We start from the raw sequence: 16,197 nt of genomic DNA on the forward strand, positions 1-16,197 counted from the left end.
GGCAGACCCCATGAGGCTGCCCGCATGCGCCTTTTCCTGGTAATCCTGCTGTGCCTGGGGCTGGCGACCTGTACCAGCCAGATTCCCCAAGCACGAATACTCAGCCCCGCTGACGCCTCGCTCGCCGGACACTACAGCTTCGCGCTGATCGACCCGCCGGGCACCGCCGCGACAGACGACTACAGCCAACTGCCACAGTTGCTGCGGCATGGCTTGTCCGCCCGCGGCTATCACGAAAGCACCCAGCCACAGCTGCGTGTCCACTACTGGCTGGCCGTGCAGGACAGCCCTGTGATGCTCAAGGTCGACGCCCCACCGCCCAGCTCACCCGGGATCTACCAGGCCATTCATCGGCTACACGACGAGCGCGGCACTTTGCGCCTGCGTCTCACCGACCTCGACGACAAGGTGCTGTGGGAAGGCACCATCAGCACCGGCCTCAGCCCGACACGCTACAGCGCCGAATTGCTGGAGCGCGCCACACAAGCGCTGACGGCGCAGATCCCTCTGGCTACGCCATAGCCTGCAGCCTCTGACGCAGACATCGCGGCGCGCCCCGCGGCGATCTTCGGTATCCTCTGCGCTCAGTGGAGGATCAGACATGCAGATCTACAAAGTCGGCGGCGCAGTGCGTGATCGCCTGCTCGGCCGCACCGTCAGCGAAGTGGATTGGGTAGTGGTGGGCGCCAGTGCCGAACAGATGCTCGAACTCGGCTACCGCCCGGTGGGCGCCGACTTTCCGGTGTTCCTGCACCCGCAGACGGGCGAGGAATACGCCCTGGCCCGTACCGAGCGCAAGAGCGGGCGCGGCTATGGCGGTTTCACCTTCCATGCCAGCCCCGATGTGAGCCTCGAAGACGACCTGATCCGCCGCGACCTGACCATCAACGCCATGGCCGAGGACGACCACGGCACCCTGTTCGACCCCTACGGCGGCCAGCAGGATCTGCAGGCCCGGCTCCTGCGTCACGTTTCCCCGGCCTTCGCCGAGGATCCGCTGCGCGTGTTGCGCGTCGCGCGCTTCGCCGCCCGCTATGCGCCGCTCGGCTTCAGCGTGGCGCCCGAGACGCTGGCACTGATGCGTCAACTGGCCGAATCCGGCGAACTGGCGGATCTCACCCCGGAGCGCAGTTGGAAGGAAATCTCCCGCGCGCTGATGGAACCGCGCCCGGACGTATTCATCCAGGTGCTACGCGACTGCGGCGCCCTGGCTGCGCTGCTGCCGGAAGTGGACGCCCTGTTCGGCGTGCCCCAGCCCGAGGCGCATCACCCCGAGATCGATACCGGCGTGCATGTGCTCGCCGTGTTGCGCCAGTGCGCCGAGCATGAGCAACCGCTGACCGTGCGCTGGGCCTGCCTGCTGCATGACGTGGGCAAGGGCCTGACGCCAACGGATGAGTGGCCACGGCATATCGCTCATGAACACAAGGGGCTGCGCCTGATCCAGCCGATCAACGAGCGCTGCAAGGTACCGCGCGACTGCGCCGAACTGGCGTTGCTGGTCGGCGAATTTCACACCCACGGCCACCGTGCGCTGGAGCTGCGCCCCTCGACATTGCTGGAACTGCTGCAACGTTTCGACGTGTTCCGCCGCCCACAGCGCTTCGCCGAATTCGTCGCGGCCTGCGAGATGGACGCGCGTGGTCGTAAAGGGCTGGAACAGCGCGACTATCCACAAGCCGCCTACCTGCTCGGCGCCGCCGAAGCCGCACGGCAAGTACCGGTCAAACCGCTGCTGGAGAAGGGATTCAAAGGCGCCGAACTGGGTGAGGCACTCAACCGCGAGCGCCTACGGGTGCTGAAGGCCTACAAGGCCAATAGCCTTGTAGGAACCGCGCACTGCGGCGAATAGTGGTCAAGTCGCAAATCTTCCTGAATGGCCACAATCGCTTTCGCCCCGGGACGGGGCTCCTACACCGATATGCATTTTTCCTGTAGGAGCCGCGCCTCGCGGCGAATCGTAGCCGCGCCGAAGCTTGCATCCTGCCTACGAAGAGCGCGCCTGCAACAGCTCAGCCGGCGTCAGCTCGGTGCCACGCCACTGGAAGGCTGCTGGCCATAACTGCTGATCGATCTGGGCGGACGCCCACAGCTCGGCGAACGGACGACCATCGAGCGGGTGCGACAACTGCGGCGCCAGCAGCGACAGCGGCCAGAGCACGAAGGCGTTCTTGAGGATTTCTGCCCGCGGCAGCACCAGGCCATCGAAGTTGCCGACCTGATCGCCATACAGCAGCACGTCGATATCCAGCGGCAGGCCCTTGCGATCCGGCGCATAGCGGCCGTTGTCAGCCTCGATGAACTTCAGTCGGCGATCCAGCTCAGCCAGCGGCAGATCGGTCTTGGCAGTCACCACCAGATTGAAGAAGTTGCCACTCTTGATGCCCACGGCATGGCTCTCGAACACCGGCGAGCACTGCAGGTCATGGAGAAAGCCGGCCAAAGCATCGAGGCCGGCACTCAGATGAACCTCGCGCTCGATGTTGCTGCCGAGGCCCAGGTAGATCCGCGTCAGGGACATCCGCGTTCGATCTCCACGCCAACACCGCCACGGGCCGCCGGCACCGCACCAGGCTTGGTCAGCTTGAGGTGAATCCAGGGAATGTCGAACTCGGCCATCAGCGTCTGCACCAGGCGCTCGGCGAAGGTCTCCACCAGGATGAACTGCGAATCGGCGGCGAAGGTCTGGATACGCGTCGAGACACTGGCGTAATCGAGCGCCTTGTCGAGGTCGTCATCGGCGGCAGCCGGGCGGTTATCCCAGGCCATCTGCAGATCCAGACGCAGACATTGACGAATGTCGCGCTCCCAATCGTAGGCCCCGATCACCGTCTCGACCTCGAGCCCCTCGATAAATACTCTGTCCACCCGCCTCTCCGCGCCACGACAAGGGCGCCGCACCTCGTTAGAATCGGGCCACCCCAAGCCTTGGAATGGCCACCATGTTCTGGCTTCTGGCAGTCCTTGCCTACCTGCTCGGTTCGCTCTCCTTCGCCATCCTGCTCAGCCGCCTGAGCGGCGGGCCGGATCCACGTGCCAGCGGCTCCGGTAACCCCGGCGCCACCAACATGCTGCGCGTCGCGGGCCGCAAGCTCGCCATACTGACGCTGCTCGGCGACCTGCTCAAGGGCTTGCTGCCGATCCTGGTGGCCAAGCTGCTCGGGCTTGGCCTGCAGCAACAGGCCTGGATCGGGCTGGCCGCCGTGATCGGCCACCTCTACCCGCTGTACTTCCGCTTCCGTGGCGGCAAGGGCGTCGCCACTGCCGCCGGCATGCTGCTGGGGCTCTACCCGCCCGCAGCCTTGCTCGCGCTGGCGGCCTGGGCGCTGGTATTCCTGCTGACCCGCACCAGCTCGCTGGCCTCGCTGATCGCCACGCCGCTGACCCTGCCACTGCTGGCCTGGCAACAACCGGCGGCCCTGCTGCCAGCCTGCGTGCTGACAGCGCTGATCGTCTGGCGCCATCGCAACAACCTGCGCGATCTGCTCGCAGGTCGCGAGCGCCGCTTTTAAGCAATCGGCCTTACGGGCATCGCGGCTGAAGCCGCTCCTACGCGGTAAAAATCTCGTCAGATCGCCGGCAGACTTTCCATCGGCCAGCGCGCCTGCACCTTGATCGCCAGATCCTCGTGCTGCCCGGCCAGCAGGCGCTGGCAACCGGCATAGGCGATCATCGCGCCATTGTCGGTGCAGAACTTGGGCCGCGCGTAGAACACCTGGCCGCGCATCTCGCCAAGCATGCGCTCCAGCGACTCACGCAATGCCTTGTTGGCACTCACGCCGCCGGCGATCACCAGGCTTTTCAGACCGGTTTGCTTGAGCGCGCGTTTGCACTTGATGGTCAGAGTCTCGACTACCGCCTGCTGGAAGGCCAGCGCGATGTCGCGGCGGGCTTGGTCGAGGTCGTCCCCGCCGTTCTTGCACTGCTGCCAGGTATTGAGCGCGAAGGTCTTCAGCCCGCTGAAACTGAAATCCAGGCCGGGCCGGTCGGTCATCGGCCGGGGGAAGACGAAGCGCCCCGGCGTGCCCTGCTCCGCCAGCTTGGCGATTTCCGGGCCGCCGGGATAATTGAGGCCCATCAGCTTGGCGGTCTTGTCGAAGGCTTCACCGGCCGCATCATCCAGCGACTCGCCGAGCAACTGGTACTGGCCGATGCCATCGACGCGCACCAATTGGGTATGCCCGCCGGAGACCAACAAGGCGACGAACGGAAACTGTGGCGGCTGTTCTTCCAGCATCGGCGCCAGTAAGTGGCCTTCCATATGATGCACGCCGACGGCCGGCACACCCCAGGCGAACGCCAGGGCCTGTGCGCAGGAAGCCCCGACCAGCAGGGCGCCGACCAGGCCGGGGCCGGCCGTGTAGGCCAGGGCATCGATATCGCTGGCCTGCTTGCCGGCTTCATCCAGCACCTGACGGATCAGCGGCAGCATGCGTTTGACGTGATCGCGCGAGGCCAATTCCGGCACCACACCGCCGTAGACGCGGTGCAGGTCGATCTGGCTGAACAGCGCATCAGCCAGCAGGCCACGCTCCGAATCGAAGAGCGCGACGCCGGTTTCATCGCAGGAAGTTTCCAATCCCAGTACGAGCATGGAGCGAGGCCTTGGTTTGCGGCGTGGAACGAAGGCGCGCATGATAAGCGCCGCCCGGCGGAGCGGCCAGCGCTTTTCGACCTAAGGGCTTTGCATTCCGCGCGATGAGGCGGTAACATCCGCAACCCTTGAAAACCGACGCATCCCGAGCCAACTGCCGGGCACGCGTTGAAACCGGTAATTAAAGATAGGTACGACCTGGATGCCAGCCGTCAAAGTTAAAGAGAACGAACCCTTCGACGTAGCCCTGCGTCGTTTCAAGCGCTCCTGCGAAAAAGCCGGTGTACTGGCCGAAGTTCGCAGCCGCGAGTTTTACGAGAAGCCGACTGCCGAGCGTAAGCGAAAGGCCGCTGCCGCTGTTAAGCGTCACGCCAAGAAAGTGCAGCGCGAGCAGCGTCGTAGCGTCCGCCTGTACTAATCAGTACGCGTGACGAACGAATGCCCGGCTCATGCCGGGCATTGCTTTTTCAGGAACTCCGCCTCACCTCAGGTGAACAGCGGAGTTTTCTGCTTTCTGAGTGCCCACACGGGCGACTATGCTGAGCACCTATGGCCGGCCTGATTCCGCAGTCCTTCATCGATGACCTGCTCAACCGCACCGACATCGTCGATGTGGTGAGTTCGCGCATCCAGTTGAAGAAGGCCGGCAAGAACTACAGCGCCTGTTGCCCGTTCCACAAGGAAAAGACCCCCTCCTTCACCGTCAGCCCGGACAAGCAGTTCTACTACTGCTTCGGCTGCGGCGCCGGCGGCAACGCCCTCGGCTTCGTCATGGATCACGACCAACTGGAATTCCCCCAGGCGGTCGAGGAACTGGCCAAGCGCGCCGGCATGGACGTGCCGCGCGAAGAGAGCGGGCGCGGGCACAAGCCCAGGCAACCGGTCGACTCACCGCTCTACCCCCTGCTGGAAGCGGCGGCCGAGCATTATCGCCAGGCCCTGAAAAGCCATCCGCAGCGCAAGTACGCGGTCGATTACCTGAAAGGGCGCGGCCTGACCGGCGAGATCGCTCGCGACTTCGGCCTCGGCTTCGCCCCGCCGGGCTGGGACAACCTGCTCAAGCAGATGGGCAACGATGCCCTGCAACAGAAGGCGATGATCGACGCCGGCCTGCTGATCGAGAACGCCGACACCGGCAAGCGCTACGACCGCTTCCGCGACCGCATCATGTTTCCCATCCGCGACAGCCGTGGCCGAGTGATCGCCTTCGGTGGTCGCGTACTGGGCGATGACAAGCCCAAGTACCTCAACTCGCCGGAAACTCCGGTGTTCCACAAGGGCCAGGAACTCTACGGCCTGTTCGAGGCACGCAAGCACAACCGCGATCTCGACGAAATCATGGTGGTCGAGGGTTACATGGACGTCATCGCCCTGGCCCAGCAAGGCCTGCGCAATGCCGTAGCGACCCTCGGCACGGCCACCAGCGAGGAACACCTCAAGCGCCTGTTCCGCATCGTGCCCAGCGTACTGTTCTGCTTCGACGGCGACGCCGCCGGGCGCAATGCCGCCTGGCGCGCCCTGGAGTCCACCCTGCCGAGCCTGCAGGACGGTCGCCGCGCGCGCTTCCTGTTCCTGCCCGACGGCGAAGACCCGGACACCCTGGTACGGGCGGAAGGCACCGACGCCTTCCGCGCCCGCATCAACCAGCACGCACAACCGCTGGCCGACTACTTCTTCCAGCAACTGTGCGAAGAAGCCGACCCGCGCTCGCTGGAAGGGAAAGCGCACCTGGTGACTCTGGCCGCGCCGCTGATCGACAAGATCCCCGGCAACAACCTGCGCGCCCTGATGCGCCAGCGCCTGAGCGAGCTCACTGGGCTCTCCGGCGAAGCCCTGAGCCAGATCGCCAGCGCGCCACGCAGCCAGACACCCAACCAAGCGCAGACGCAACACAGCGGCAATGCCTACCCGGAATACACCGACATCCCCAGCGGCGACTATTACGACGCCATCCCGGATCTGGGCGGTTACGAACAACCCACCCCCGGCTTCCAGGGCTACGACAGCAGCCCAGGCAAGAACAAGGGCAACTGGAAAAAGGATGGCGGCAGCTGGAAGAAAGACGGCGGCAAGTGGAATCGCAAGGGCCAGGGCCGTGATTATCCGCCGCGCACGGCGGTGAGCGTCGAATCCCCACACCTGAGTGCACTGCGCACCCTGCTGCATCACCCGCAGCTGGCGCAGAAGGTCGAGGATGTCAGCCACTTCGCCGACGAAGAAGACACCTACGCCCAGTTGCTCGTGGCGCTGGTCGGCACCCTGCAGAAGACGCCCAAGCTGCGTTCGCTGCAGTTGATCGCACGCTGGCACGGCACCGAACAGGGTCGCCTGCTGCGTGCGCTGGCGGAAAAGGAATGGCTGATTTCGGCCGACAACCTTGAACAACAGTTTTTCGACACTATAACTACTCTTGCAGCCCGCCAGCGGGAGCGCAGCCTTGAACAATTGCTACGTAAAGCCCGTCTAAGTGAACTGAGCGCAGAGGAAAAAGACCAGCTGCGCGCCTTGTTGAGCCGCAACGCCTCTCCAGTCGCCCCCTCATCAACTGGCGCTTGAGGCACTTTCTCTGGTATAATCCTCGGCTTGTTTTCAGCCCGCCAAGACCTTCAGTGGATAGGGTGTTATGTCCGTAAAAGCGCAACAGCAATCTCGTTTGAAAGAATTGATCAGCCGCGGTCGCGAGCAGGGTTACCTGACGTACGCGGAGGTCAATGACCACCTGCCGGAGGATATTTCCGATCCGGAACAGGTGGAAGACATCATCCGCATGATCAACGACATGGGGATCAACGTATTCGAGAGTGCCCCGGATGCGGACGCCCTGTTGTTGGCCGAAGCCGACACCGACGAAGCAGCAGCCGAAGAAGCTGCCGCCGCACTCGCCGCTGTCGAGACCGACATTGGCCGCACCACCGACCCGGTGCGCATGTACATGCGTGAAATGGGTACCGTGGAATTGCTGACCCGCGAAGGCGAGATCGAAATCGCCAAACGCATCGAGGAAGGCATCCGCGAGGTGATGAGCGCCATCGCTCACTTCCCTGGCACCGTCGAGAACATCCTCTCCGAGTACACCCGCGTCACCACCGAGGGCGGTCGTCTGGCCGAGGTGCTGAGCGGCTATATCGACCCGGATGACGGCAGCGTTCCGGACGAAGCCGCCGCGCCCGTTCCGGTAGAGGACGGCGCCAAAGCCAAGGATGACGAAGAGGACGAGGACGAAGAGAGCGAAAGCGACGACGACGAAGCCGATGGCGATGGCGGTCCGGATCCGGAAGAAGCCGCGCGTCGTTTCAACGCCGTGGCCGAGCAGCACGAAAAAGTCCAGAAGGCCCTGAAGAAACATGGCCGTGGCAGCCAGCAGGTCACTGACGAGCTGGCCGCACTGGCCGAGCTGTTCATGCCGATCAAGCTGGTGCCCAAACAGTACGACGCCCTGGTCGTTCATGTGCGCGACGCCCTTGACCGCCTGCGTGCGCAAGAGCGCGCCATCATGCAGCTGTGCGTACGTGATGCACGTATGCCGCGTGCCGACTTCCTGCGCCTGTTCCCGGGCAACGAAGTCGACATGGACTGGGCCGGTGATCTGGCCAAGGGCAAGGCCAAGTACGCCGAAGCCCTGGGCAACCTGCAGGCCGACATCAAGCGTTGCCAGCAGAAGCTGGTCGACCTGGAAGCCGAATGCAGCCTGAGCCTTGCCGAGATCAAGGACATCAACCGCCGCATGTCCATCGGTGAAGCGAAAGCTCGCCGCGCCAAGAAGGAAATGGTCGAGGCGAACCTGCGTCTGGTGATCTCCATCGCCAAGAAGTACACCAACCGTGGCCTGCAGTTCCTCGACCTGATTCAGGAAGGCAACATCGGCCTGATGAAGGCGGTGGACAAGTTCGAATACCGTCGCGGTTACAAGTTCTCGACCTACGCCACCTGGTGGATTCGCCAGGCGATCACCCGCTCGATCGCCGACCAGGCGCGCACCATCCGTATCCCGGTGCACATGATCGAGACGATCAACAAGCTCAACCGCATCTCCCGCCAGATGCTTCAGGAAATGGGTCGCGAGCCCACTCCGGAAGAGCTGGGTGAGCGCATGGAAATGCCCGAGGACAAGATCCGCAAGGTATTGAAGATCGCCAAAGAGCCGATCTCCATGGAAACCCCGATTGGTGACGACGAAGATTCGCACCTGGGCGACTTCATCGAGGACAGCACCATGCAGTCCCCGATCGACGTAGCCACGGTCGAAAGCCTCAAGGAAGCCACTCGCGAAGTGCTGGCCGGCCTCACTGCCCGTGAAGCCAAGGTACTGCGCATGCGCTTCGGGATCGACATGAACACTGACCACACCCTCGAGGAAGTGGGCAAGCAGTTCGACGTTACCCGTGAGCGTATCCGTCAGATCGAAGCCAAGGCGCTGCGCAAGCTGCGTCACCCGACGCGAAGCGAGCATCTACGCTCCTTCCTCGACGAGTGACACCCACAACCCCGGCCCAGGCCGGGGTTGTTGTTTTTACAGTCGAGCAAACTGCCAGTATGGCGATGGCGGTCTACACTCGAACGGTAACTAAACCGGACGAGATCGACATGCCACGCCTGCCAGCCATCCTGCTCTTGTGTCTGGCCTGCTGGACGCTACAAAGCCACGCCCTCCCCGCCGACGCCGCTCATCCCGATCAGCCCACAGCGCCCCATTCTCTCGGTACTGCGGACGAACAGACGCTCTGGTACGAAGCCCTGCCCTACAGCCTGCCCGGCCTGGCATTGTCGCTCGGCGTCATCCTGGTGATCCTGCTCACCAACCGCCGCCTGCACAGTGAAATGCGCCGGCGAGCCGCACTGGAAGACGAGCTGCGCGCCCGCGAGCGGCATTTCCGTGATCTGGTGGAAAGCCTCTCGGCCACCACCTGGGAAACCGAAGCCGACGGCCTGACCTACACCTACGTTTCACCGCATGCCGAAAAGCTGCTCGGCTATCCCCAGCAAGACTGGCTACAGTCGGGATTCTGGCAACGCCATGTGCATCCGGACGACCGCCAACGGGTCATGCGCCAATGCCTCGAAGACTGTGCGGCCGGGCGCGATCACGCCCTCGAATACCGCCTGCTGGCGGCGGATGGGCGCACCGTCTGGGTACGTGACACCGTCACCCTGCTGCAGCGCGACGACCGCCAGGTGATACGCGGCCTAATGATCGACATCAGTGAAGCCAAGCAGACCGAGCAGGCCCTGCGCCTGTCCGAGCAGAAGTTCGCCTCGGTGTTCCAGCAGTGCCCGGACATCCTCATCATCGCCCGCCGCGCCGATGGCGTACTGCTGGAGGTGAACAGCACCTTCATCCACTACACCGGCATCACCAACGAGCAGGCCGTCGGCAGAACGGCTACCGAGCTAGATATCTGGGGCATTCCCAACATCGGCCCGAGCCTGCTGCTGCACCTGCAGGACGACAGCCTGCGCAATCTGGAGATGCCCTTCCGCCGCGCCGACGGCAGCCTGTTCACCGGCCTGATCTCGGCTGCGCCCTTCCAGCTCGACGACACCGAGGCTCTGGTGGTGGTCGTCCGCGACATCAGCCAGTTGAAGGCGACCCAGGAACGCCTGCAGATATCCGAGGAAAAATTCGCCAAGGCCTTCCACGCCTCGCCGGACGGCCTGCTCATCACCCGCATCCGCGATGGCCTGCTGATCGAGGCCAACGAAGGCTTCAGCCGCATCACCGGTTATGGCCTGGATGTAACTGGGAACAGCACCACTCTGGGTCTCGGTATCTGGGCCAACCCGGAGGAGCGCCAGTGCATGCTCGACACCCTGCAGCGTGACGGCGTGGTTCGCGACCTGGTCGCCACGATACGCACCCGCACCGGCAAGCGCGTGCTCTGCGAACTGTCGACACAACCCCTGCAGTTGGGCGAGGAACAGTGCCTGCTGACCATCGCCCGCGACATCACCGAGCGTCAGCGCATGCAGGAGGAGCTGAAACAGGCCGCCACCGTCTTCGAGAGCACCGCCGAAGGCGTGATGATCACCGACACCCAGCAGCGCATCACCGCCGTCAACCGCGCCTTCACCCATATCACCGGCTATGACGAAGTCGAAGCACTCGGCCAGAGCCCGAAAATGCTCGCCTCCGGCCAGCACGACAAACCCTTCTACGCCGCCATGTGGCACTGCCTCGCCGCCCAGGGCCACTGGCAGGGCGAAATCTGGAACCGACGCAAGAACGGCGAGCTGTATCCGCAGTGGCTGACCATCAGCGCGGTACGCGACGAGCAGCAGACCATCACCCATTTCGTTGGCGTATTCGCCGACATCTCAAGTCTCAAGCACGCCCAGGCGCGCCTCGATCACCAGGCCCATCACGACCCACTGACCGGCCTGCCCAACCGCCTGCTGTTCGAGAACCGCCTGCGTCTCACCCTCGAAGGCTTGCATACGGAATATCAACAGGGCGCCGTGCTGTTTCTCGACCTGGATCGCTTCAAGCAGATCAACGACAGCCTCGGCCACCCCGTGGGTGATCAGTTGCTCAAGGTCATCGCCGCACGCCTGCGCCAGCAATTGCGCGACAGCGACACCGTGGCCCGCCTGGGCGGCGACGAGTTCATCCTGCTGCTACCGGACCTGCACCACGAACGTGATGCCGCACGCACCGCACAAAAGTTGCTGGATTGTTTCAGCGCACCCTTCATCATCGACGCACACGAGTTCTTCATCAGTGCCAGCATCGGCATCAGCCTCTACCCCAGGGACGGCAAGGACGTCGCCACCCTGGTCAAGAATGCCGACGCGGCGATGTACCAGTCCAAAGCCAAAGGCCGCAATCGCAGCGAGTTCTACACGCGCTCGCTGACCTTCCAGGTCAACGAACGCATGGCGCTGGAACAGGAACTGCGCCGCGCCCTCGAACGCAACGAGCTGAGCCTGCACTACCAGCCCAAGCAATGCCTGCGCACCCAGCACCTGGCCGGCGCCGAAGCCCTGCTGCGCTGGCAGCACCCGACCTTCGGCGAAATCCCGCCCGACCGTTTCATCCCCATCGCCGAAGAGAGCGGCCTGATCGTGCCGCTGGGCGACTGGGTGTTGCGCGAAGCCTGTCGCCAACTGCAACAGTGGAAGCAGCAGCACGCGCCCTTCGGCGCCCTGTCGGTCAACCTCGCCGGCGCCCAGCTGCGCCAGCCGAACCTGCTGCCACGCATCGAAGAACTGCTGCAGCAGTACCACCTGCAACCCGAGCGGCTGCAACTGGAGATCACCGAGAACTTCATCATCGACCAGGCCGAAGAAGCCCTCGACATCCTGCATCGCCTCAAGAGCCTCGGCATCCAGCTGGCCATCGACGACTTCGGTACCGGTTACTCATCCCTCAGCTACCTCAAGCACCTGCCGCTGGACACCCTGAAAATCGACCAATCCTTCGTTCGTGGCCTGCCCGACAACCCACACGACCTGGCCATCGCCCGCGCCATCATCACCCTCGGCACCAGCCTGCAGATGACGGTGATTGCCGAAGGCGTGGAGACCAAGGCCCAGGAACTCTGCCTGGCGGCCGAAGGCTGCCTGCAGATTCAGGGCTACGTGATCAGTCGCCCCCTCCCCGCCGACACCTTCGCCGAACGTTTTCTCCAACCGGCTCAAGCGGTTGGCGCTGGCGAGAGCGCGCCGGTATAATCCGCCGGCCTTCTGGGGGCCTATAGCTCAGTTGGTTAGAGCAGAGGACTCATAATCCTTTGGTCCACGGTTCGAGTCCGTGTGGGCCCACCACCTTCAAAGCCGCGCACTGCGCGGCTTTTGTGTTTCTACGCGGAGACAAATTCGCTGCTGCAGCCCGCCAAGTTTCCTGCGCCGACCACAAAACGTCCACACGCCCCAAGGGCTATCAAAAGCTCTGGGGATACCCATTCTGTACCCGCGCGACATCGGGATGATTAGACAGTGAGCCGAATAGTCGGCATTATCGGCTCACTCAATGAGCCGAATAGGCTCGTTAATCGGCTCACAGATGAACAACCCTTATGAATGACCCGCTCTGGATCTGGCAGCAGCCCCAATGGCCGCACTTCAGTTGGCAAGCAGAAGCGTTTGCACCACAGCTGCGTGCCTGCAATCTGATGCAGGGGCGTTTGTTGGGCATGCTCCGCGCGGTGGGTCGTGACACCGAAGTGCAGAGCAGCCTGGATGCCATGCTGCAGAACATCGTCACCTCTTCCGCCATCGAAGGTGAGCAACTGAATGTCGACTCGGTGCGCTCATCACTGGCGCGGCGTTTGGGGCTGAGCGAAGAAGGTCGCACCACGTCCCGCTCCGAAGGCCTGGCGGAACTGCTGCTCGATGCCACCCATGCGCATCAACAACCGCTAGACGAACAGCGACTCTTTACCTGGCACCGTTGGCTATTCCCCACCGAAGAGCAACTGCTGGCTCGGCCATTGCGCATCGGCGCACTGCGCGACGAAGAGCCTATGCAGGTGGTTTCCGGTCGCATCGATCAACCGACCGTACATTTCGAAGCCCCTCCACGAGCTGGGCTGGAAACGCAGTTGGCGGACTTTCTCGCCTGGTTCGAGAGCAGCCGCAGGGATGCCAGCCAGGATCCCTTTCTGCGTGCCGGCATCGCCCATTTCTGGTTCGTCACCCTGCACCCTTTTGATGACGGCAATGGCCGCCTCACGCGCGCCATTACCGACCTGGCGCTGGCCCAGGGCGAACAACAGGCCATCCGCTTTTATGCGATGTCTGCGAGCATCCTCGACGACCGTGCCGGTTACTACCGCATCCTCGAAGCCAGCCAGAAAGGCACCCTGGATATCACCACCTGGCTGCAGTGGTTTCTCGCCACCTTACTCGACAGCCTGGAGCAGGCCCTTGCTCGTATTGATCGCGTACTGGTCAAGGCGCGCTTCTGGCAGGCACACCGCAGCCAAACGCTATCGGCGGAGCAAATCAAAGTGCTTAACCGCCTGCTTGATGGCGGCGAGAGAGGTTTCGAGGACGGCATCAGTGCGGCGCAATACCAAGCTGTAGCAAAGGTTTCCAAAGCCACCGCGACCCGCCACCTGAGCGACCTGCTGGAAAAGGGCTGCATCGAGCGACTACCGGGTGGCGGACGCAGCACCCGTTACCAGATAGCACGCTGAGTGCCTGCACCGGGCTCATCAGCCCTTGGTGCGTCATCGCGCCATAGGACAATGGTCACTCCCCTGAACATTGAAAAATAAACCCTCTTCCCTCAATCCTTGGCGGCAATCTGGATAAAGCTCTACAGGTGAATGCCAATCTGCGGCAAACCAGCCAAGCCATTGACAGACACAATCTGCCAGCGCATAAACCGTCCTCAGTCCTAGGACAAAGGACAGCCGTTAACTGAGGCCACCATGAAGAGTCAAGACGTTCTGTTGCTAGTCAAACTGATCTGCCTTGAGCAGCGCGAACGCCTGCAACAGAGGCGTGAGAGCGAAACAGCAGAACTGCTCAAGCAAAGCGACGTCCCGTCACACGACCAGTGGCAAGGCTGGGAGGATGTCGCTGAGCAAGATCCACCCGTCCATCACGACAGTTACTCAGTGCGCGCCCTGCAAGCCTCACTGGGCATCAGTAAAAGCGAAATTGCCTCCGCGCTGAAACGCTGCCAACAGACAGGTCTCTTGCGAATAGACCCGCGCACACAGTTACCTCGGGTCAACAGCAAGGCACTATTGGGTTTCATCGAGCATGGCTTGCGCTACGTATTCCCGGTAAAACCCGCTGAAATCGTTCGCGGCATTCCTACAAGCTTCTCCGCCCCCGTGCTGCAAGGCACCCTGATGAGTGGTGGCGACCTTATCCATGTCTGGCCAGACGCTTACGGCAATCGCAAGGGACAATCCATAACGCCCCTGTTCAGGACGGTGCCAGGCGCAGTCAAGAAAGACCCGCGCCTGTATGAATACCTGGCCCTGATCGATGCAATTCGCTTGGGTAACGCCAGAGAAGCCAACCTTGCCAACCAGATGCTGCGCGAGAAGGTGCTGCAGGCATGAGCCACTCTCATAACATCCAGATGCTCGAAGTGGTCGCCCAGGCGCTTGGTCAGGACTTGTGCCAGCAGGTTGCCTTCGTTGGCGGCTGTACCACAGCCCTGCTATTGACCGATGAATTCAGCCTCGAAGAAGTCCGCTACACAGACGATGTGGATCTGGTCATTCATCTCACCGGCTATGCCCAATGGCAAAAGCTGGTCGAACAGTTACGTGAGAAAGGCTTCAAGCAATCCCCTCAGGATGACGTCGTGTGCCGTATGCGCCTGGGTGAGCTGAAAGTCGACTTTATGCCCGAAGATGCAGAGACCGCAGACTTACTGGGCTGCAACAATCGCTGGTTCAAGGATGGTCTAGCCTGCGCGCAATGGCATGAACTCCCCAGCGGTTGCCGCATTCGCCTGTTCACCCCGCCCTACTTTCTCGGCAGCAAACTCGAGGCCTATGCCGGGCGTGGTGCAAACAACCCATTGGGTAGCCAGGATCTTGAAGACATCCTCAACTTGGTCAATGGCCGCGAAGAACTACTCCAGGAAGTTGAAAACGCCGCACCCGAGCTACGCGCCTATCTGGCAGAGAAACTTACGGAGCTGCTGAACAACCGCGACTTCGCCTACCTGGTGCAGGATGCCGCCCGTGGCGATAACGAACGTGAGCAGATCATCTGGCAGCGGCTGCAACATATTGCCCAGGTAGCGACCTGAATGCGTGCAATCGTGCAATGGCATACTCAGACCGGTAAACGCATGGGCGACAACCGCGATGCTTATGCCCACCTGGATCTGCCGCAGGCCAGTTTCTATCTGGTCGCCGATGGCAGCAGCCGCCACCCAGGCAGCGGCAAAATGGCCAATGCTCTGCTGGCAGAGCTGACCCAAGGAATCGGCCGCCTACCTGCAACCGCTCTGAACCGGGAGCGATTGCCCGCAGAGTTGCTGCAGCTAATCGACGACAGCCATCGAACCCTGTGTAAAACACACCCGCATGCGGCCTGCAGTTACCTGGTTTTATGCCTGCTGGCCGATGCCGCACTCAGCATCCACGAAGGCGACTGCTGCCTGGGCCTTATAGACGCCGTAGATGCAATCAGTTGGCTGACTCCCGTGCACTGCATGGCCAACTGGCAAGGCAACCTCGCGCAAGCCGAGCTTGCGCAAATGCCATCACGCCACAGCCTGACCCGCTGCTTCAGCTCCAGACGCGTTGCCGACCCCGAAATCAGACACTGGCCGCTTGCCGCCAATCAACGCTGGCTGCTGGCGACCGATGGTTTCTGGGCTGGGCTGAGCACGTCACAGCAGCAACATTTCTTACATAAAGGTCACCTGAACACACCGCCCACGGACGACGATATCAGTTGCCTGAGCATCATCACGTCAACCATTCCATGAGCCGAATAGCGCCTGTATTCGGCTCATGGATAAACGATCCTTCTGAATGACCCGACCTGGTTCTGGCAGCAGCCCGGCTGGCCACACTGAACATGTCTGCAAAGGCACCAAACCAGGCGTAACCGCTTATCGACCATAGGACAATGGTCGCTATCCCCTTGAGCCATTGAAAGCAATTAGCCATTATCCGAATCAGTGC

General features: G+C 62.4%; 13 protein-coding genes, 1 tRNA gene and 1 pseudogene. 12 read left to right on the top strand and 3 right to left on the bottom strand.

Annotated elements, in window-relative coordinates; translation table 11 throughout:
• Positions 1–24: 24 nt before the first annotated feature.
• Entirely contained in the window at positions 25–522 is a 498-nt protein-coding gene (locus ACODS1_RS16515) for a DUF4136 domain-containing protein (RefSeq protein WP_489086517.1), read from the top strand.
• Positions 523–601: 79 nt separating this feature from the next.
• Positions 602–1,852: a multifunctional CCA addition/repair protein gene (locus ACODS1_RS16520; protein WP_489086518.1), complete on the top strand. Its 1,251-nt coding sequence runs from the start codon at positions 602–604 to the stop codon at positions 1,850–1,852.
• Positions 1,853–1,987: 135 nt separating this feature from the next.
• Here ACODS1_RS16520 and folK read toward each other — a convergent pair whose 3' ends face one another.
• Positions 1,988–2,521 carry a 2-amino-4-hydroxy-6-hydroxymethyldihydropteridine diphosphokinase gene (gene folK / locus ACODS1_RS16525; protein ID WP_489086519.1) on the bottom strand — a complete coding sequence of 178 codons (534 nt, stop codon included), beginning with the start codon at positions 2,519–2,521 and terminating at the stop codon, positions 1,988–1,990.
• On the bottom strand, positions 2,512–2,868 hold the full coding sequence (folB, locus tag ACODS1_RS16530; RefSeq protein WP_489086520.1) for a dihydroneopterin aldolase: 357 nt from the start codon (positions 2,866–2,868) through the stop codon (positions 2,512–2,514). Before folB ends, folK begins: the two co-directional genes overlap by 10 nt.
• A gap of 74 nt (positions 2,869–2,942) precedes the next feature.
• Between folB and plsY the strand changes: the two genes are divergently transcribed.
• Positions 2,943–3,512, top strand: coding sequence for a glycerol-3-phosphate 1-O-acyltransferase PlsY (plsY, locus tag ACODS1_RS16535; RefSeq protein ID WP_489086521.1), 570 nt, complete (start codon positions 2,943–2,945; stop codon positions 3,510–3,512).
• Positions 3,513–3,568: 56 nt separating this feature from the next.
• Here plsY and tsaD read toward each other — a convergent pair whose 3' ends face one another.
• A complete protein-coding gene (gene tsaD / locus ACODS1_RS16540; RefSeq protein WP_322978745.1) occupies positions 3,569–4,594 on the bottom strand; it encodes a tRNA (adenosine(37)-N6)-threonylcarbamoyltransferase complex transferase subunit TsaD in 1,026 nt (341 codons plus the stop codon).
• A gap of 202 nt (positions 4,595–4,796) precedes the next feature.
• On the opposite strand from tsaD, the gene rpsU reads away from it, so the two are divergent.
• The 9 genes and pseudogenes from rpsU to ACODS1_RS16585 all read left to right on the top strand — a co-directional run bounded on the left by rpsU (position 4,797) and on the right by ACODS1_RS16585 (position 15,998).
• On the top strand, positions 4,797–5,012 hold the full coding sequence (gene rpsU / locus ACODS1_RS16545) for a 30S ribosomal protein S21 (protein ID WP_003290642.1): 216 nt from the start codon (positions 4,797–4,799) through the stop codon (positions 5,010–5,012).
• A gap of 131 nt (positions 5,013–5,143) precedes the next feature.
• Positions 5,144–7,150, top strand: a complete 2,007-nt coding sequence (dnaG, locus tag ACODS1_RS16550) for a DNA primase (RefSeq protein ID WP_489086522.1) — start codon at positions 5,144–5,146, stop codon at positions 7,148–7,150.
• A gap of 67 nt (positions 7,151–7,217) precedes the next feature.
• On the top strand, positions 7,218–9,068 hold the full coding sequence (gene rpoD / locus ACODS1_RS16555; protein ID WP_489086523.1) for an RNA polymerase sigma factor RpoD: 1,851 nt from the start codon (positions 7,218–7,220) through the stop codon (positions 9,066–9,068).
• Positions 9,069–9,283: 215 nt separating this feature from the next.
• A pseudogene (locus ACODS1_RS16560) lies at positions 9,284–12,262 on the top strand (sensor domain-containing protein); the annotation flags it as partial.
• A 16-nt stretch (positions 12,263–12,278) separates the two neighbouring features.
• Positions 12,279–12,355, top strand: a tRNA-Ile gene (locus ACODS1_RS16565).
• Between the two features lie 251 nt (positions 12,356–12,606).
• Positions 12,607–13,728, top strand: coding sequence for a Fic family protein (locus ACODS1_RS16570; protein ID WP_489086524.1), 1,122 nt, complete (start codon positions 12,607–12,609; stop codon positions 13,726–13,728).
• Positions 13,729–13,965: 237 nt separating this feature from the next.
• On the top strand, positions 13,966–14,610 hold the full coding sequence (locus tag ACODS1_RS16575) for a hypothetical protein (RefSeq protein WP_489086525.1): 645 nt from the start codon (positions 13,966–13,968) through the stop codon (positions 14,608–14,610).
• The gene (locus tag ACODS1_RS16580; RefSeq protein ID WP_489086526.1) at positions 14,607–15,311 is read left to right on the top strand and encodes a hypothetical protein; all 705 of its coding nucleotides are present in this window, start codon (positions 14,607–14,609) and stop codon (positions 15,309–15,311) included. Before ACODS1_RS16575 ends, ACODS1_RS16580 begins: the two co-directional genes overlap by 4 nt.
• Positions 15,312–15,998 (top strand): PP2C family protein-serine/threonine phosphatase, encoded by a 687-nt coding sequence (locus tag ACODS1_RS16585; RefSeq protein WP_489086527.1) that lies wholly within the window; start codon positions 15,312–15,314, stop codon positions 15,996–15,998. It begins immediately after the preceding gene.
• Positions 15,999–16,197 lie beyond the last annotated feature (199 nt).

This window comes from Pseudomonas sp. FG29 (genome assembly GCF_057809355.1).

Excerpts from the sequence above, each read along its gene's own strand:
- ACODS1_RS16515 (WP_489086517.1), top strand. The coding sequence starts at position 25 with ATGCGCCTTTTCCTGGTAATCCTGCTGTGCCTGGGGCTGGCGACCTGT.
- ACODS1_RS16520 (WP_489086518.1), top strand. The coding sequence starts at position 602 with ATGCAGATCTACAAAGTCGGCGGCGCAGTGCGTGATCGCCTGCTCGGC.
- folK (WP_489086519.1), bottom strand. The coding sequence starts at position 2,521 with ATGTCCCTGACGCGGATCTACCTGGGCCTCGGCAGCAACATCGAGCGC.
- plsY (WP_489086521.1), top strand. The coding sequence starts at position 2,943 with ATGTTCTGGCTTCTGGCAGTCCTTGCCTACCTGCTCGGTTCGCTCTCC.
- tsaD (WP_322978745.1), bottom strand. The coding sequence starts at position 4,594 with ATGCTCGTACTGGGATTGGAAACTTCCTGCGATGAAACCGGCGTCGCG.
- rpsU (WP_003290642.1), top strand. The coding sequence starts at position 4,797 with ATGCCAGCCGTCAAAGTTAAAGAGAACGAACCCTTCGACGTAGCCCTG.
- dnaG (WP_489086522.1), top strand. The coding sequence starts at position 5,144 with ATGGCCGGCCTGATTCCGCAGTCCTTCATCGATGACCTGCTCAACCGC.
- rpoD (WP_489086523.1), top strand. The coding sequence starts at position 7,218 with ATGTCCGTAAAAGCGCAACAGCAATCTCGTTTGAAAGAATTGATCAGC.
- ACODS1_RS16570 (WP_489086524.1), top strand. The coding sequence starts at position 12,607 with ATGAATGACCCGCTCTGGATCTGGCAGCAGCCCCAATGGCCGCACTTC.
- ACODS1_RS16575 (WP_489086525.1), top strand. The coding sequence starts at position 13,966 with ATGAAGAGTCAAGACGTTCTGTTGCTAGTCAAACTGATCTGCCTTGAG.
- ACODS1_RS16580 (WP_489086526.1), top strand. The coding sequence starts at position 14,607 with ATGAGCCACTCTCATAACATCCAGATGCTCGAAGTGGTCGCCCAGGCG.
- ACODS1_RS16585 (WP_489086527.1), top strand. The coding sequence starts at position 15,312 with ATGCGTGCAATCGTGCAATGGCATACTCAGACCGGTAAACGCATGGGC.